16 protein-coding genes are annotated in these 17,279 nt (G+C 43.4%); 13 read left to right on the plus strand and 3 right to left on the minus strand.

What is annotated here, in order from left to right:
• The first annotated feature begins 10 nt into the window (after window positions 1-10).
• The 12 genes from RAH45_RS05640 (at window position 11) to radA (ending at window position 11,535) form a co-directional block, all read left to right on the plus strand.
• A complete protein-coding gene (locus RAH45_RS05640) occupies window positions 11-340 on the plus strand; it encodes a YnfA family protein (RefSeq protein ID WP_102077361.1) in 330 nt (109 codons plus the stop codon).
• Between the two features lie 153 nt (window positions 341-493).
• Window positions 494-1,129 carry a 6-pyruvoyl trahydropterin synthase family protein gene (locus RAH45_RS05645; RefSeq protein ID WP_238060153.1) on the plus strand — a complete coding sequence of 212 codons (636 nt, stop codon included), beginning with the start codon at window positions 494-496 and terminating at the stop codon, window positions 1,127-1,129.
• Window positions 1,122-1,646 (plus strand): tRNA (adenosine(37)-N6)-threonylcarbamoyltransferase complex ATPase subunit type 1 TsaE, encoded by a 525-nt coding sequence (gene tsaE / locus RAH45_RS05650; RefSeq protein ID WP_102077359.1) that lies wholly within the window; start codon window positions 1,122-1,124, stop codon window positions 1,644-1,646. The genes RAH45_RS05645 and tsaE overlap by 8 nt, the downstream gene beginning before the upstream one ends.
• A gap of 51 nt (window positions 1,647-1,697) precedes the next feature.
• Entirely contained in the window at window positions 1,698-3,461 is a 1,764-nt protein-coding gene (gene mutL, locus RAH45_RS05655; RefSeq protein ID WP_306495787.1) for a DNA mismatch repair endonuclease MutL, read from the plus strand.
• Between the two features lie 61 nt (window positions 3,462-3,522).
• Complete coding sequence (gene miaA / locus RAH45_RS05660; protein WP_068404212.1) at window positions 3,523-4,716, plus strand: tRNA (adenosine(37)-N6)-dimethylallyltransferase MiaA; 1,194 nt, start codon at window positions 3,523-3,525, stop codon at window positions 4,714-4,716.
• Between the two features lie 372 nt (window positions 4,717-5,088).
• On the plus strand, window positions 5,089-5,625 hold the full coding sequence (gene hfq, locus RAH45_RS05665; RefSeq protein WP_068404214.1) for an RNA chaperone Hfq: 537 nt from the start codon (window positions 5,089-5,091) through the stop codon (window positions 5,623-5,625).
• Window positions 5,626-5,874: 249 nt separating this feature from the next.
• Window positions 5,875-6,867: a KpsF/GutQ family sugar-phosphate isomerase gene (locus tag RAH45_RS05670; RefSeq protein WP_305935315.1), complete on the plus strand. Its 993-nt coding sequence runs from the start codon at window positions 5,875-5,877 to the stop codon at window positions 6,865-6,867.
• A gap of 126 nt (window positions 6,868-6,993) precedes the next feature.
• The gene (locus RAH45_RS05675; RefSeq protein ID WP_068404217.1) at window positions 6,994-7,560 is read left to right on the plus strand and encodes a KdsC family phosphatase; all 567 of its coding nucleotides are present in this window, start codon (window positions 6,994-6,996) and stop codon (window positions 7,558-7,560) included.
• Window positions 7,557-8,141, plus strand: coding sequence for an LPS export ABC transporter periplasmic protein LptC (lptC, locus tag RAH45_RS05680; protein WP_305935314.1), 585 nt, complete (start codon window positions 7,557-7,559; stop codon window positions 8,139-8,141). The genes RAH45_RS05675 and lptC overlap by 4 nt, the downstream gene beginning before the upstream one ends.
• 141 nt (window positions 8,142-8,282) lie before the next feature.
• Entirely contained in the window at window positions 8,283-8,771 is a 489-nt protein-coding gene (lptA, locus tag RAH45_RS05685; RefSeq protein ID WP_180952567.1) for a lipopolysaccharide transport periplasmic protein LptA, read from the plus strand.
• 190 nt (window positions 8,772-8,961) lie between these two features.
• Window positions 8,962-9,672: an LPS export ABC transporter ATP-binding protein gene (gene lptB / locus RAH45_RS05690; protein ID WP_197488858.1), complete on the plus strand. Its 711-nt coding sequence runs from the start codon at window positions 8,962-8,964 to the stop codon at window positions 9,670-9,672.
• Between the two features lie 426 nt (window positions 9,673-10,098).
• Window positions 10,099-11,535 carry a DNA repair protein RadA gene (gene radA / locus RAH45_RS05695; protein WP_068404223.1) on the plus strand — a complete coding sequence of 479 codons (1,437 nt, stop codon included), beginning with the start codon at window positions 10,099-10,101 and terminating at the stop codon, window positions 11,533-11,535.
• A 165-nt stretch (window positions 11,536-11,700) separates the two neighbouring features.
• On the opposite strand, the gene RAH45_RS05700 is transcribed toward radA, so the two are convergent.
• Together RAH45_RS05700 and rodA are read right to left on the minus strand one after the other, a co-directional pair.
• A complete protein-coding gene (locus tag RAH45_RS05700) occupies window positions 11,701-12,321 on the minus strand; it encodes a septal ring lytic transglycosylase RlpA family protein (protein WP_102077360.1) in 621 nt (206 codons plus the stop codon).
• A gap of 946 nt (window positions 12,322-13,267) precedes the next feature.
• The gene (gene rodA, locus RAH45_RS05705; protein ID WP_068404242.1) at window positions 13,268-14,410 is read right to left on the minus strand and encodes a rod shape-determining protein RodA; all 1,143 of its coding nucleotides are present in this window, start codon (window positions 14,408-14,410) and stop codon (window positions 13,268-13,270) included.
• Window positions 14,411-14,685: 275 nt separating this feature from the next.
• Between rodA and RAH45_RS05710 the strand changes: the two genes are divergently transcribed.
• Entirely contained in the window at window positions 14,686-15,663 is a 978-nt protein-coding gene (locus tag RAH45_RS05710) for a D-Ala-D-Ala carboxypeptidase family metallohydrolase (protein WP_068404226.1), read from the plus strand.
• 85 nt (window positions 15,664-15,748) lie between these two features.
• Here RAH45_RS05710 and RAH45_RS05715 read toward each other — a convergent pair whose 3' ends face one another.
• Window positions 15,749-17,188, minus strand: a complete 1,440-nt coding sequence (locus tag RAH45_RS05715; RefSeq protein ID WP_226928874.1) for a M16 family metallopeptidase — start codon at window positions 17,186-17,188, stop codon at window positions 15,749-15,751.
• Between the last annotated feature and the right edge of the window lie 91 nt (window positions 17,189-17,279).

Consider the following 17,279-nt stretch of genomic DNA (forward strand, 5'->3'; position numbering starts at 1 on the left):
AGTGGTTGGTTTGACTGAATTAAAAACCGTTGGACTGTTTGCGCTGACTGCATTGGCTGAAATTATCGGTTGTTATTTGCCTTATTTATGGCTGCGGGAAGGTAAGTCGATTTGGCTGCTGGTTCCAGGTGCACTAAGCTTGGTCGCTTTTGTTTGGCTGCTGTCCTTACATCCCACCGCCGCTGGTCGAGTGTATGCCGCTTACGGCGGTGTCTATATCTCGATGGCTATTATTTGGCTTTGGACAGTGAACGGCATCAGGCCAACCACGTGGGATATTTTGGGTTCTATCGTCGCGCTCTTAGGCATGGCAATTATTATGTTTGCACCACGTCATTAGTGAATGGATTTTGCCAATATTGCTATTAGTAAGTGACTACTTACGCAGTCATTACGATTTGCTATAATGAGCCGCACGCCGATGTGTCGTCGCGGCAAACCCTTATAATATTCATGTTTAACACAGTAAAGCTTACTGTTTTGGTCAATTATTATGCGTATTCGTAAACTGTTCAAATTTGAAAATGCGCATATCGTGCGTAATTGTAGCTCTGAGCGCTGCAAACATTCTATTCATGGTCATAGCTATCAGATTGAGCTGATTCTTGAAGCTAAGCGATTAGACCATGGGCAGATGGTATATGATTTTGGTCTATTAAAATCGTCTATTAAAGACATTATTGATAGCTTTGATCATGCGATTTGCTTTTGGAATAAAGACGACCCTGAATATATCACCGCCTGTAAAAAATTCAGCGCGCGCTGGATCAGTTTGCCGGTATCGCCATCAGCAGAGCAGTTCTCACGCGTTATCTTCTTTTGGGCACAAGAAATTCTCAAACAAACCCAAATGCAAAACGGTGAGTCTGATGTCAGCGTTTACTCGGTGATTGCCCACGAAACCGCAACCGGTTACGCACAGTGCTTTGCAGACGATGTGGCAAACGCGCAAATGGGTGAGCTTCATCTAGAAGACTTTGAATTTAGTGAGCAAGTGAAGGCAGAATGGCATGACCCCGAGCTATATGCCAAATTGATTCGCGGTGAAAGCTTTATCAATCCATCCGTGACTATGCAAGTACAGACGCAAGTACAGACGCAAGTAAAGGAAGGTAAGTTTGATGCCTAATAATATAAAACAAGACCAACATGTGAAAACCTTGACGCTGCATTCTGAAGCAGATACCCAGCGCTTGGCGGTGCAATTGGCAGCGTTGCCCTTATCGGGTAGTATTTGGCTGTCGGGTGATCTAGGCGCTGGTAAAACCACCTTGACGCGTTATTGGTTGCAGGCGCTCGGCCATACAGGTGCGGTCAAAAGCCCAACTTATACCTTAGTCGAGCCTTATAGTATTGAGCAAAAAGATGGTTCAATTAAACCTGTTTATCATGCAGATTTATATCGTCTGCAAGACCCAGAAGAGCTGTCCTTTATTGGTTTTGATGAATATTTGGATGAAGCAAATGCATTAGTTATTATTGAATGGGCCAGCCGTGCGGACAGCTATTTACCACCACCGAGTTTGTTTATTGATATGACGCAAGCCGATCGCGATGATAATGATAAAGAAGCGCGTCAGGTTGAGCTGCGACTATCGAAGGCGGGCCAAGCGCAAGGCTTAGATTTGTCTTCTCTTAACCTTTAGGTTAAACCGCATCACAGCCACTGAGGTTTTATAAAAGTATGACGCTCATTAATGCCAGATAATCCCTCCAATAGCCGCATCAAAAAACTATCGCCGCTGCTTATCAATCAATTGGCAGCGGGCGAGGTGGTGACGCGTCCTGCCGCTGTGGTCAAAGAGCTGCTTGAAAACGCGATAGACGCTGGTGCGAGCAATATTGAAATACGTATTACCCAAGGCGGCATGGGTATGATTGAAGTGCTGGATAACGGCACGGGTATTCATCCTGATGATATGGTCATGGCCATTACTCGCCATGCAACCAGTAAAGTGGCCGATGTGGCTAACTTGCATGGTATTACCACACTGGGCTTTCGCGGTGAAGCGTTGGCAGCGACGGCGGCAGTTTCTCGTTTGACTTTAACTAGTAGTCATGACGACAGTGGGATTGGTCGCCAGTTGCAAGTTGCCGGTGTATTGGACGAGGTGCCAAAATTGTTGCCAGTTGTGCATCAACGCGGCACGACTATCACGGTTAAAGATTTATATTTTAATGTGCCCGCACGCCGCGGCAACTTAAAATCTATTGCGACCGAGTTCGGTCATATCGAAACCATTGTCCGCGAAGTGGCTTTGGCGCGTGCAGATGTGGCGCTAACCTTGTTTCATGACAATAAAAAGCGGTTATCGCTGTCTTCAAGAGCAATGTCTGCAAATGATAACGATAATACCAATAGCAGCAATAATAACGCTCATCGTCTGCCTTTATCACGTCTTGAGCAAGCGACTGGGTTGACATTAACGGACAACGCCTTAGAAATATCCATCGACCTTACCAGTTTGATGCAATTGCCTAAAGACTATGTGAATAATAACTTTGCTGGTCAAGTGAGCATTAACGGTTGGTTATGGCTTAGCAATGACTCTCAAAGTACTTTTCCAAAATTAATTTATGTGAATGGACGATTGGTAAAAGAAGCGTTGATTAGCAATCAGCTGCGTCAACTTGCTCAAAGTGCGCAGTTATCAGGTATTGGCTACGCGCTGTATTTTGATTTACCAACTGATTGGCTCAATATCAATGTCCATCCGTCCAAACAGCGTATCAAAATCAGCCCGCTAAATAACATCATGGCGCATCTTAGTCATGCGATTCAAGCAAAGCTTAAAACGGTTGCTACCAAACAGAACATCAATCAGACCATCAATTCCGCTGCTGAAAGTAGTCAGGTATTAGATAATCATCTATCTATCAATAACGCCTTTGCTACTGTAAGGCAACAGACGTCATCAGCCATTTATTCAGCGAAAAGTCAGCAAGTACAAGCGCCCAAACAGCCATATCAGTTGTCAGAAAATACCGATAATGCGCAATCATCAGAACAGGCTACTTTTACTGAAAATATAAATCCGGGTAGCACATTAATAAGCACGGCCAATACGTCACAAAATCTATCGATAAAAAATGCTCCTTTACCATATTGTTTGGAGGTTATTTTAAATACGAGTCATAATTTAGATGCAATTAAAAATGTCAGTGATAAAACGCTACCGTGGTTGCTGTTTTATAGTTGCAGCCAATTTTTTCTGATTGGCGCTGAAATATGGCAGGCGCAATTAAGCTTATTGTTTGAGTCGGATATATTTAGAGAGCAGGTTTCATTTAATGATGCGAATGCTGTCAATCAGCAGCTTACTGACTTAGCCACAAAAATGCCTACAGAAGATTTATGGGCATTTAACGCAGATATCGAAGACTTACTTGCTAAACATGCTTTTAAGTCTATAAATAACCAGCTTTTAATTGCGTTGATGCTATCATCTACAGCCATTTAGATGTCCATTGATTAGATTGAGGACACGTTTTAGTAGTCCTATAAAAAATAAAGGTAATCCTATGCAAATCTCGTCTGCTAGCTCATCTTATCGCCTCAATCCCAATTTGGCATATAATAGCGTGGTGTGCTTGATGGCACCGACGGCGAGTGGCAAGACAGCTCTAGCGTATGAGCTATACGATACTGGGCGTTATGAGCTGATTTCGGTCGATTCAGCATTGATATATCGTGATATGAATATCGGTACAGCCAAACCAACCGCTGCAGAGTTGGCACGCTATCCGCATCATTTGGTTGATATCATTGACCCGATGCAAAGTTATAGCGTCGCTGAATTCGTTAATGATGTTGCTCGTTTAATTGATAGCTGTCATAAGAAAGGTAAAATACCTTTGCTCGTTGGCGGTACTATGATGTATTACATGGCGCTTATTGATGGGCTATCGCCCGTGCCTGACAGTGATGATGACGTGCGCGCGCGTGTGGAGCAGTGGCGGCAAGACGAAGGTATTGGTGCACTATATGATTATCTAGGAAAAATAGATCCGATAAGCCACGAGCGTCTTAATGCGACCGATACTCAGCGTATCACGCGCGCGGTTGAAGTTTATCTGCAAACCAATATACCCATCAGTGACTGGCAGCAAAAGCCCAAACAAGCCTTGGCGCATAATCCCAATCAGCAATGGCATGCGCTGGCGGTGATGCCAGAACGTTCATGGCTACATCAGCGTATCGAGCAACGTTTGGATATAATGTGGCATGATGGGCTAGTGGCGGAAGTGATCGGATTGCTTGAGCAGTACCCTTTGACACCAAACTTACCCTCTATGCGCTGCGTCGGTTATCGCCAAGTGTTAGAATACCTAGTCCATATTAAGCATCCAATATTTAAACAGCCGCACTTGGATAAAGCGCAATTTTATGAGGCCTTTTCAGAAGTAGAGGCGGCGAGTGCAAGTAAACGACCACAAGACACCACTACTCAAGCGCTCGATCAGCCATTGACGCTCAGCGCTCAAACCGAGGCACTTGCTTGTCAGCAAATGCAAAATAAGGCATTATATGCGACCAGACAGCTGGCGAAGCGTCAATATACTTGGCTGCGCAAACTTACTCAGTTGCCCAATTTGCCTGATAATGCGGCAAATATTGCAATAAAGCTAAATGAAAACGATGACAAGCTTATGCGCGGTGATATCAAAATAAAAACGTTTGCTACTATGACCCAAGTAAGAGAGTATTTATATTAAAACCAAATCATATAAAGCGCGTTAATTAGCCCCGTAAAAAATAATGACAATTAGTTTCAAAATAAAGGTTGGATAACTGCTATAATTTAAATCATAGTAAAATAGTGTGAATTATATCGGTATCATTGCTTTTTTAACGGTCGTTAATTAACTTTTGTTGGTAGGAAGTCTTAAAAAATAAGCGGTTACTTAATTATTTACAATAATAACGTATTCACGGTAAAGTGAAATTATTTAACAAGAATTAGTGCTTATTTAGATACGTTTTATAAATAAAACTTATTATTGTATCTGCCCTTAGCCATTATAATTAAAGAAATACTTATAATAATTGGCACTAAAAATAATTATATAATATTTAGGAGAGATGTCATGTCAAAAGGACAAACTTTACAAGACCCGTTTTTGAACTCGTTGCGCAAAGATCGCATTCCTGTTTCTATTTTTTTAGTTAACGGTATTAAGCTGCAAGGTCAAATTGAATCATTTGATCAATATGTGGTGTTGTTAAAAAATACAGTGAGTCAAATGGTTTATAAACATGCCATTTCCACAGTTGTGCCAGCTCGTAATCCTAGAAGCAGCACGACGACTGGCACGGGTACGCAAACCTCAACGGGCGCACCTGCTGGTTACCAAGGTGGTATGAGTAGTGGGTTTGAGCGTGGTAGTAACCTTGCTGGTAGTGGCGGTTTTGAAGAGCGCGGCTTTGCCAATCGTAGTGGCTTTAATCGTGGCGGTTTTGGTCAAGGTCAAGATCGTGGGTTTGAGCGAGGTAGCTTTGGACAAGGTCAAGAGCGCGGCTTTGAGCGCGGCGGCTTTGGTCAAGATCGTGGCTTTGACAATTCTTCAGACAATGCTATGTTTGAAAACAAATCAAACGATGATATAGACGATAGCAATCAATAAATAACGCTATCTAGTGTGTATTTGATTGAAAGTATGTTATTAAAATGTTGTATAGCTGATTAAGACCTACTATTAATTATAGTGGGTTTTTTTTGTATAAATAGACGTATAATCATGGCTGAGCAAGCGACTATTTACCCTACTTAGTAAGTAGGCAATGATGAAAGCGACGTCTTGCCCTATATTATTAATATCAGCCATAGTATAGTAAAATGTTTCATTGATTCACCGAAAATATAGAGCTAACGTATGAGTAATCCGCACCGCAACCTGACCCATCAACAATTTATTAGCACTGCTATCGAAGCAATTCATACGGAGATGGCGGCGCTAGCATTGTTAACGGAACAAATCGATGATAGATTTGCTCAAGCCTGCGATATTATCCTAGCCTGCAAAGGACGTGTGGTCGTGACCGGGATGGGCAAATCGGGTCTGATTGGTCGTAAAATAGCGGCGACTTTTGCTTCTACGGGCACGCCAGCGTTTTTCATGCATCCTGGGGAAGCGGGGCATGGCGATTTGGGGATGTTGGTACAGGGCGATGTCCTGCTGGCTATCTCAAACTCGGGCGAGTCAGATGAAATTAGAATGCTGCTGCCCGTGGTTAAGCGTCTAAATATTCCCCTGATTAGTATTAGCCGAGACAAACGCGGTATGCTACCACGAGCGGCGGATATCATTTTGACGCTAGGTAAATCTCAAGAAGCTTGCCCGCTCAACCTTGCCCCGACTTCTAGTACCACAGCGACCTTGGCATTGGGCGATGCATTGGCTGTGGCTTTGGTACATGCACGTAATTTTACTTCAGAAGACTTTGCCTTATCGCATCCTGCAGGCGCCTTAGGACGCCAGCTGCTGACGCGGGTTGAAGACTTGATGCATACCAATTCAGGAAATTTACCGCTTATTAATCAACAAGCACCGCTACAAGACGCTTTATTTACCATGTCTTCTGGGCGTCTAGGTATGACAGTAGTGACTGATGACGAGCAAAAAGTCGTCGGTGTATTTACCGATGGTGATTTGCGCCGCGGCTTAGAAAAAGGCATTGATTTGCAAACCCCGATGCGTGAGCTGATGGTCAGCAATCCACGCCACGTCAGTAAAGATATGCGCGCGTCCGATGCTTTAAGTGTGATGAATGAAAACGGCATTAGCCAGCTGCTGATCATCGATGAGGAACAGCGTTTGGAGGCCATCATTACGGTACATGACTTATTACAAGCCGGTGTTAAGTAGCCCTATTTTAATAAACAATGTATTAACAATTGGCACAATTAAGAAGTAACATATTAAAAAAGCCTTAATAAAAGAGTATTTAATAAGAATACGTCTCATAATAAAATCATTAATAAGAGAAAATTGATGCAAGACTTAATAAAAAAGGCCGGACAAGTAAAGTTATTGGTCATGGATGTTGATGGTATCTTGTCAAACGGTCAAATTATTTATGATGCCAACGGTACTGAAACCAAAGCCTTTTCGGTACAGGACGGTGTCGGCGTCAAATCGTTGGCGCGCTATGGTATTTTGACCGCTATTATTACTGGTCGTAGCAGTCCTATGGTAGACAAGCGTGCTGCTGAAATGGGTGTCAATTATATCGTCCAAGGTCGTGATGATAAGCTGATTGCATTGAATGAGCTATTAGCGACGCTTGATGCTGAGCTTAATATTACCGCTGCTGAATGTGCTTATATGGGCGATGATTTACCAGATATTAAAGCGATGCAAACGGTAGGCTTTGCGGCCACTGTCCCAAATGCCCATCAAGAGGTGATAAAGCGCAGTGATATGGTGACCACCCGCGCAGGTGGTACCGGCGCAGTACGGGAAATATGTGATCTTATTTTAAAAGGTCATGGTCACTATCAAGATTTTATCGCGCACTATACGCTTGATGCAGCGAAACCTGAGGATAACTTATCGTGAATACTCGTGTTTTAATCGTTCTGGCATTAATTATTGCTGTGATTGCTGGCTGGTTCTTTAAGCAGCAAGGGGAGATTACGCCGCCCGTTAGTATGGAACCGACGGATGTGGATTATGAAGCCACTGACATTAAGGCGGTACAGACTAATGAAAAAGGTGAGACCGAGTACGAGCTGAGTGCAGAATCCTTGACCCATAATCCTGTGACCAATAAGGATGAGATGAAAGGCATCACCATGAATTGGGAGCCATCAGACGAGCAGCGTTACCGTGTTGAAGCGGGCAGCGCCGCCATCAGTCAACAGACAGGTGAGATGAGCTTATCAGGTGGTTTTACTTTAGTTAGCGAAGGCAAAGCGGGCGAGTCTGATATTGAGCCGATTAAAGTCATGGGCACTACCTTAAAAGGCAATACCAAAACAGGTCAAGTCTATAGTGATGCGCCAGTAAAAGTCGAACAAGGGATGAACCGCTTTGAGGCGTCAAGCATGAAAGCCAACCTTGAAACTGGGGACTATGAATTTGGTCAAGTCGCGGTTGCATTTATGCCCGCGAAACGCCAAGATAAAGCTTTATTTTAACAGCAGCACCTAGCAGGAAGTTTGCAAACGCCACTATCCATAATGATACGAGTAACTTTTATGAAATCTACTTTTTTGCCTACTTTACGCTTGCTATCGACACGCCCTATCCAAGTAACACACGGTTTACGAACGCTACCGATGCTAATGTTATTAGCATTGCCGTTATACAGCCATGCCTTGCCATCAGATGCCAATCAGCCGATTAAGCTGCTAGCAGATAAGGCGACTTATAGTGAACGTACAGGTATCACCAGCTATTCAGGCACCGTTGTAATTACGCAGGGTACGTTCAAAATGACCGCCGATGATATTACGGTCAACCTCTCGCAAGGCCGTAGTATCAACTCGGCAGTCGCCACCGGCCGTCCAGCGACTATGCAGCAGGTAGTGACGCAAGAAAAGGGCTTGGCAAAAGGGCAAGCCAATAAGATTGATTATAATGCGGTCACGGGTATCGTGACGCTCACGGGTAATGCAAAATTGGTACAAAATGGCGCCAGTTTTGCCGGTAATGTCATTCGCTATAGCTTAAAAGCTGGCGATGTAGAAGCAACTGCTGGTGGCAGTCAGCGCGTAGAATTGGTCTTCCCGCCCAATAGCGGCAGCAACCGAAGCAGCATACGCTAAGCACAGTATTTTTAATATAAAAGTAAGCGATAGTAATACTAAAAATTTTGCAACTTTAACAGTAATTGACAGGTAAGTGATGAGCGATATTAAAAACAACGTTGTTAAGACCAATGAAATTCACAGCAACGAGCTTAATAATGGTTCTGTAGCGGCAACCAATAGCTCCGAGCCTGTCGCCCGTTTAACGATGCAAAATTTAGGCAAACGCTACGGCAAACGCTGGGTGGTAAAAGATGTATCATTTTCTGTTGAGCAAGGGCAAGTTGTTGGATTATTAGGACCAAATGGCGCGGGCAAAACTACTAGCTTTTATATGGTGGTCGGACTGGTCAATATGGATAAAGGCCGTGTCACTCTAGGAAAAATGGATTTATCAAAATATGCCATGCATGAGCGCGCGCGTGCTGGTATTGGCTATTTGCCGCAAGAAGCTTCTATTTTTCGTAAATTATCCATTGAAGATAATATCTTAGCCATTCTGCAAACCCGTAAAGAATTAAGTACCGCTGAGCAGCGCCAAGAGCTTGAAAAATTGATAGGCGAGTTCCATTTAGAACATGTACGCAAATCATTGGGTATGAGTGTCTCAGGCGGTGAGCGCCGCCGCTGTGAGATTGCGCGCGCGTTGGCGGCCAATCCAAAATTTATCCTATTAGATGAGCCTTTTGCCGGTGTTGACCCTATTTCTGTTGGTGATATTAAAGACGTTATTTTAACCCTAAAAAATCGCGGTATTGGTGTACTCATCACCGACCATAACGTGCGCGATACCCTCGCCATTTGCGAAAAAGCCTATATCGTTTCAGAAGGCGCCATCATTGCGGAAGGGACATCGTCTGAAGTGTTAGAAAATGATTTGGTAAAATCTGTCTATCTTGGTAAAGACTTTCGAGTATAAAAAACTTCCCTGGGTCTTAGATAGTGTTCTCTATAAACCTTTATCTGAAACTTTAGCCAAATATCTAATTACTGCATGATGCAACGGATATTTGGTTATTTAGTCTTAACATCTATAACACATTATAAGTTACTGTCTGCCTTTCATCATCTCTTGTCTGTTTATAAAAAAAGGCATGTATAGTCAAAATATCCTAAAAACGCGACGGTATTGCTGGTATCAATTTTTTGTAGCCTCTGTCTGCGCAGGCACAGCAAGCAATAAAAATTGATATCAGCAGTGCGTGATGTCTCTATATTACTTTTCACTCACTATACATCCTTTCTTGCATTTTTTCACTTAAGCTCATATAGAGCATTCTAAAATTCTACTTATTATTCGCAATTTATTACTTTCGATTGACCAGTTCAATAAGGTTCATACGTTATGGCAAAAAATAAAAGCAGTTATGTCTGTCAGCAGTGCGGGGCGCATTTTGGCAAATGGGCGGGGCAGTGTACAGACTGCGGTGAATGGAACAGTTTGGTCGAAGCGCCAAATGTCAGTATGCCGCACCATAATAAGAGTAGCGCAAAAGCGAATGCTAGCCGAGCGGTTTCTCGTAGTGCGGGTGCACCTGCTGGCAATTATTCGGGTACGCACAGTGCGGTCATGCCACTCAATGCGGTAAGCGTGACGCTAGATACACGCCTGCCCACTGGCATTAGTGAGTTTGACCGAGTGTTGGGCGGCGGACTGGTGGCCGGTTCGGTCGTTTTGATCGGCGGTGACCCAGGAATCGGTAAATCGACGATTTTGCTGCAAACTGCGACCAATATGGCAAAGGCTGATTCATTGGCAGGTAGCGCGCTGTATGTGACAGGTGAAGAGTCGCTCGCCCAAGTAGCGATGCGCGCCAAGCGTTTAGATTTGCCAGCGGATAGATTACGTGTACTCGCGGAGACCAATGTTGAAACCATTTGTGCGGCTTTAACCCAAGAGCAGCCGGCGATTGCTATTATTGACTCGATTCAGACTATTTATACCGATGCCATTAATTCTGCCCCAGGCGGCGTTAGTCAAATTCGTGAGTCGGCAGCTATTTTGACCCGTTATGCGAAGCAAACTGGCACGGCACTATTTTTAGTCGGGCATGTGACCAAAGAAGGCACGCTGGCAGGGCCACGTGTGCTCGAACACATGGTTGATACGGTTTTATATTTTGAAGGTCAGTCCGATTCACGCTTTCGTATGATTCGCGCGGTAAAAAACCGTTTTGGTGCGGTTAATGAGCTGGGCATTTTTGGCATGACCGATATGGGACTCAAAGAAGTCGCCAATCCCTCAGCGATATTCTTAAGCCGTTATGATAAGCCCGTAGCGGGTTCTGTGGTGATGGTAAGCCGTGAAGGTACTAGACCCCTGCTGGTTGAAGTGCAAGCCTTGGTTGATGACTCACAAGGTTCACCAAGACGTATGGCTTTAGGGCTCGATTTTCAGCGCCTATCAATGCTGCTTGCGGTCATGCATCGTCACGGCGGTATCCATACCAGCGGACAAGATGTGTATGTAAACGTCGTTGGCGGCGTTAAGGTGATTGAAACCGGGTCTGATTTGGCCGTACTATTGGCTTGTGCTTCTAGTATCAAAGAAAAGCCTTTACCCTCATCACTTGCCGTTTTTGGTGAAGTCGGCTTATCAGGGGAGATTCGACCGGTTCCTAACGGACAAGAGCGCCTAAAGGAGGCGATGAAACACGGCTTTAAACACGCAATTATTCCTAAAGCCAATGCGCCTGCCAAAGATGCGCCGCAGTTTAAGGGTATCAATGTCATCGCGGTTGAGCGTCTCGATGATGCGATTGAAAGCGCATTTGAGTTATAGTTTTAAAAGCTATCCCATGTTAACTATTTAGCGTCAAACGTTAAAAACGAAAAAGCGCCTAACTTTAAATGAGTTAGGCGCTTTTTTTACAACTAACGTTAAGCAGTTTTTTCGATAAAAAACCGTTAAAGGTTTAAACCGCGAATGGTCTAAAACGTTAATGGTTTAAGAAGAGGGGCCTGAAACACGCTCAATAGAGACGTTACCCACACCTTTATTGGTAATACCAAGTTGCTTGGCAGCACCGTAAGATAAATCCATCACACGGTTACCATGGAATGGACCACGATCGTTTACTTTAACGACGACGCTTTTGCCATTGGTTTTATTGGTAACTTTAACGTAGCAGTTTAAGGGTAACGAGCGGTGAGCAGCGGTTAAGCCATTCATATCAAAGGTTTCGCCACTGGCAGTTTTACGGCCATGAAATTGACGACCATACCAAGAAGCCAAACCAGTTTGTTTAAATTTGCTTACAGAGTTAGAAGCTACTGCCGTTAAGCGCTCTAAAACATCTTCATCATTAGATACTTGGGCAGTGTCGCTGGCGAGCAATGAGCTGCTAAGGGCTAATGAAGTAGGCTGACGAGCAGACTTAACTAAGCTTGATGCGCCGTCATGTTGACGACTAAGTTCACCGAGCACACGGTCAATACGGGAGGCGTTATCTTGCGAAATCGTTGCAAGGGAGGTTTTTGATTCTACAGCATTTGCATTAGTAGCGATTGCAGAGCCAGCAAATAAAACGGCTGACATTGTAAGTAAACCAGATAAACGCTTATTCATAAATACCTCTATAGCGTATACATTAGAACCTAACTCTAAAACCTCTTAGAGGGAGCGAGACAATATTAGACCACTCTAACAGTGCCGCAAACTCGAAAGCCGCTCTATCATCTATCTGTTTTATCACGATGATAGTAAATATGGGCTTTTATAAGCTCTAACATATGGTAATTTTCATTTATATCATCATAAGTGGCTCGGGAATTATCGTTATATACGACTCGCAAAACCCACTTATGACACGCTCAAATGATAGTTAACAATAGTAATCAAACAACCAAAGTAAGGTTGCACCAATCGATAAAGGACTTTTTTGCATTGCTAAGTTAATAAAGGGTTTAAAGTATGTTGCGTATTACTTTGTTATTAAACCGTTAATTAAGTACTGACTTTGCAAGCCCAAAATCTACAATTTGCTAACTATACGGACGAGCTACAACTGCAATATAATTAAATGATATCTTTCTTAGTAGCTATGTACGCGTTGTGTATCAAACTACAATAAAAGGAGGGTAACGCAATTATTTGTAAAAAACAAGGAATAAAACCTAACAGTACTAATCGGTCACTAATAGGGCTTCATCTGGGTTTTGCCAAAACATAAGAATAATAATAGCTATAAATAACAACAACTTATGGTTATTTCTAAAGTAAGAAAGTTAAGGTTTTAATAGTAATTTATGGAGAATTAATGACAAATAAGAAAGGCTTAAAAAAGTAGATATTCATTTAATTTGAGCAATTTCGCTATTACATTAGATTACTTAGCCAAGCACATTTTGCTTCAGATTATAGGCAAATTTGTTAACGTATCATTTTAACCCTATCTATATAAGGGAGTTATATAGACATTTAAACCCAAGTTTATCGTGATTATCGAATGTAATATTGGTTATTAAAGATGAACTTTACAGGTGAATAGATTGTAAATAATACCTGCTATGGCTTAGCTGGATTTGTGAGTATGAATTGACATTAGTAGGCCAAAACCTGCCATTAACGTCACGATAGCAGTACCGCCATAACTGATAAAAGGTAAAGGTACCCCAACAACGGGTAAGATGCCGCCAACCATGCCGACATTGACAAAAATATATACGAAAAAAGACATCGCAATTGCACCTGCCAGCAATCGACTATAAACATCAGGGTGCGAAAATGCAATATATAAAGCACGCATAAGCAGGCAAGCATATATAAACATCAACAATATCACGCCAAGCAGACCGAACTCTTCGGAAAAGGCAGCAATAATAAAGTCAGTATGACCTTCTGGTAAAAAATGTAGATGCGACTGCGTGCCTTCTAAATAGCCTTTACCGGTCAAACCGCCCGCGCCAATGGCGGTTTTGGACTGAATGATATTCCATCCAGCACCTTGGACGTCAGCTTCAGGATTGAATAGCGTTAAAACGCGCGTACGTTGGTAGTCGTGTAATAAAAAGTTCCAAGCAAATGCCACCAATGGCACGGCTAATGCTGCTGCACTAGCAATCAAGCGCCATGATAGACCCGCTAAAAACAATACAAAAATGCCACTGGCTGCGACCAGCAAGGAAGTACCAAGGTCAGGCTCTTTGGCGATTAATAATACCGGCACGACAATTAACGCTAAGGTGATGGCAATACTTGATAATGAAGGCGGTAAGTCACGTTTGGATAAAAACCACGCACACATCATTGGCATACCAAGCTTCATAAACTCTGAAGGTTGAACGCTACCAAAACCAGGTAAGTTAATCCAGCGCTGCGCACCCATACGCACCTCGCCAATGATATCGACCAACACCAACAATATCAGCCCCAATACATAAAATATGGGCGTAAAGGTACGATAAAGGCTAGGCGGTATCTGCGCCATAGTAAACATCACCGTAAATGCCACGCCATAACTAATGACTTGGCGGATGACCATATCAGTGTCTTGGCTTGCTGCGCTATATAAAATCGTCAAGCCAATGCAACAAACGGTCAATAGCAATAAGGTCAGCCACGGATCAATATGGATACGTTGCCAAAGCGTCGGCGCACGACCTCGACCAAAGTGATGGCTTTGACGAGAAAAACGGTACTGGAGGTTAGAAGGCATAGGTGATATGTGACTGATAATTGGCGTGAAAGAAAAGTCTGCTTTGACAAACGATAAGTAAGCAATCAGCGAGGGCAAAATGTTTATCGGGCAGCTTAATTAAGAATTTGGTAGCAAAACCCATAATTTACCCGTAATAAAGTAACGACAATATAAACATTATAAGGATAAGTGTTAATAACGAATCAGTGACCATCAATTCGCTGCGATAGTTTAGCTTGCTTGCTTAAAATTTGATAGTATCGATAAAACGTTTTTAGCGGTAGTTTCTGGTAATGATAAAGACAAAAAAATTTATTTATGGGCACATTTATAAGCCTATTATCGTCCTAGGTATTTGTGCCAGCAGTATTTCCGTGCACGCCGCTATTATAAGTGATAATAGTGAGCGCCGCATCCAAATCCGTCATGGCAGTGGTACGACCAATAATAGTGGCAATGCTTATATCACACCCGCTAGCAGTTATGGCAGTCAAAGCAATAGCTATAGCGGCGGCGCAACCATCTTGAGTGAAGGCGCTCGTCGGTCAAATGGTATTAGCGGCGACAGTATGCAAGGGCTGATTCAACAAAAACAGCGCGAGTTTAACTTCGATAGCGCAGTATCGATAGAAGAAAACAAACGCGTCATTACCAATAGAGGGACGCCACGTTATAGCAGCGGTAATAATAACTTTGGAAATAGTAATTATAACGATTTTACCAGTATGGATTTTAATGTATGGTTAAATAGTAATAGTTACCGCGCAAGCCAAGTGGCCAATTATCAACAATATTTAAGCTCACGCGTCGGCGCAAGAAATGTACCGCCCTTATCTCAGCTGTTGACGACCGCTCGTAGTTGGGATAAATGTGGTTATGAGCCTTATCAGCTACCACCGCAGGAGTTATGGGCAAATATTGTACCGACCTTGCAGCTTTATAGTCAGCTAAAACGCCAAGGTATTTTACCTGCCAGTACCGAGATACGTTCAGTATATCGCAGTCCGGGGTTAAATAATTGCGCGGGCGGGGCGAGTGCGAGTAAGCACATGACCGCAGGCGCGATGGATATCTGGGTGCCTGAATATGAAGGCAATTTATGGCAGCTAAGTCGCATGCAAGATAGTCTCTGCGAGTTTTGGCAATATCAAGGGCAGTCGCATAACTTTGGTTTAGGACTCTATTCTACCGGTGCTATTCATCTTGATACCGATGGTTATCGCAAATGGGGCTTTAATCATGCCAGTAGCAGCTCCGCTTGCCGCTATTAAAAGCAGACTCTTCAATTAAAAAAGCTCAGCAAGTGATTACTGATTGAGCTATTTTTTAAGCGTCTGTAAAAATAAGCGATGGATTCTATGACTTTTTCTTAGCTTTCTTCTCATCCCATGGATTGACCTCACCAACAGTCACAATCAAAAAGTTATCAGGCTTTAGAGTGTCGCGCAGGGTTTGGTTGACTTCTGAGAGTTTAACCTGTTCGATGCGATTGACATAATTGGTCAGGTAGCTGTTAGGTAGCTGATAAAAATTCATCATACCAATTAAGCTGTTGATTCCAGCATTACTGGCAAATCCCATCGGAAAGCTGTTTTTTAAATTATCCGTGGTCAATTTCATCTCATCGCTGGTAATACCTTTATCTAATGTCTCATTAATCACATTTAGGCTGGCATCAATTGCTGCGCGTGCTTTGTCATTACGGGTTGAAAATCCAATTTGATAAGGACCACGCGCCAACATCGGGTTCATAGAACCTGATATGCCATAAGTATAGCCGAGGTTTTGCCTGACTTCGGTCATCAGACGCGCGTTAAAATCGCCCCCTGCTAGCACTTCATTACCGACGGCAAAGTTGGTTTGCTTTTGCTGCGCTTGCGGGTCGGTGGCTCGTTTTTCGCCCAGTTGTCCCATCAATACCGTGGTTTGGGTGCTAGGAAACGGAATATGAATATGTTGAGGCTGGGTTAGTGGCTTTGGTTCGGGCAGGGCCGCCGCCGCTTGACCCGCTGGCAAGTCTGCCGTTATTTCTTCCGCCAAATTTTTCGCTTGTGCCAAAGTCAAATTACCAGTCATGGCAAGCGATGCATTGGCAGCGACTAGATAGCGATTTTTAAAATCAATTAGCTGTTGTCTTTCAATATTGGGAACGCTTTCAAGTGTGCCAACCGATGGATGGGCATAAGGATGGTCGCCATACAATGCCTTGCTAAAGGCGATACTGGCAAGACTGCCAGGGTCTTGCTTTTGCTGTTGTAAACCGACCAATAAGCGTGCTTTATTACGGGCTAAGATTTGCTCATCAAATCTTGGTTCAGTAAGCATTTGCGTCATCAAGTCAACCGCAGGCAGTAGATGTTTATCATCAGATAAGCTACGCAATGAGACAATAAACATGTCTTTATAGGCGCTACTACCTAAACTGATACCCAAGGTTTCGACCGATTGCGTGAACGCGTTTTCATCTAAGCGTTTGGAGCCTTGTTCAAGCATTGTCGCGGTCATATTGGCGATACCAAAGCCTGATTCACTGATACTACCATCACGCGCGCTACCGGCATTAAAGCGCAAATCAATATCGACGATGGGCAAGGTAGTGGTCGGCACGAAAAGCACAGGAATACCGGCTTTGGTCTTAAAGCTCTGTATGTCTGGCACCGTGACTTCTAAAGGTTTCGCATTTTCAAGACTGCTCAGCTTAGACAGAGCAGCAATAGGCGCACTGGTATCGACTGCAGCAGCTGGCGTACGAGCATCTTCGCTGCCTGCCATATCTGCCTGCGCAATAGTAGTCAAGCTTATTATGCCAAAGAAGGCGCAAGCACTTACATAAGGGAGCTGCTTAAAATGAGATGAAAATTTATTTTTTTTGAGAAAAGGTGTTTGA

It is taken from the genome of Psychrobacter sp. van23A (genome assembly GCF_030845275.1).
Taxonomy (GTDB): domain Bacteria; phylum Pseudomonadota; class Gammaproteobacteria; order Pseudomonadales; family Moraxellaceae; genus Psychrobacter; species Psychrobacter faecalis.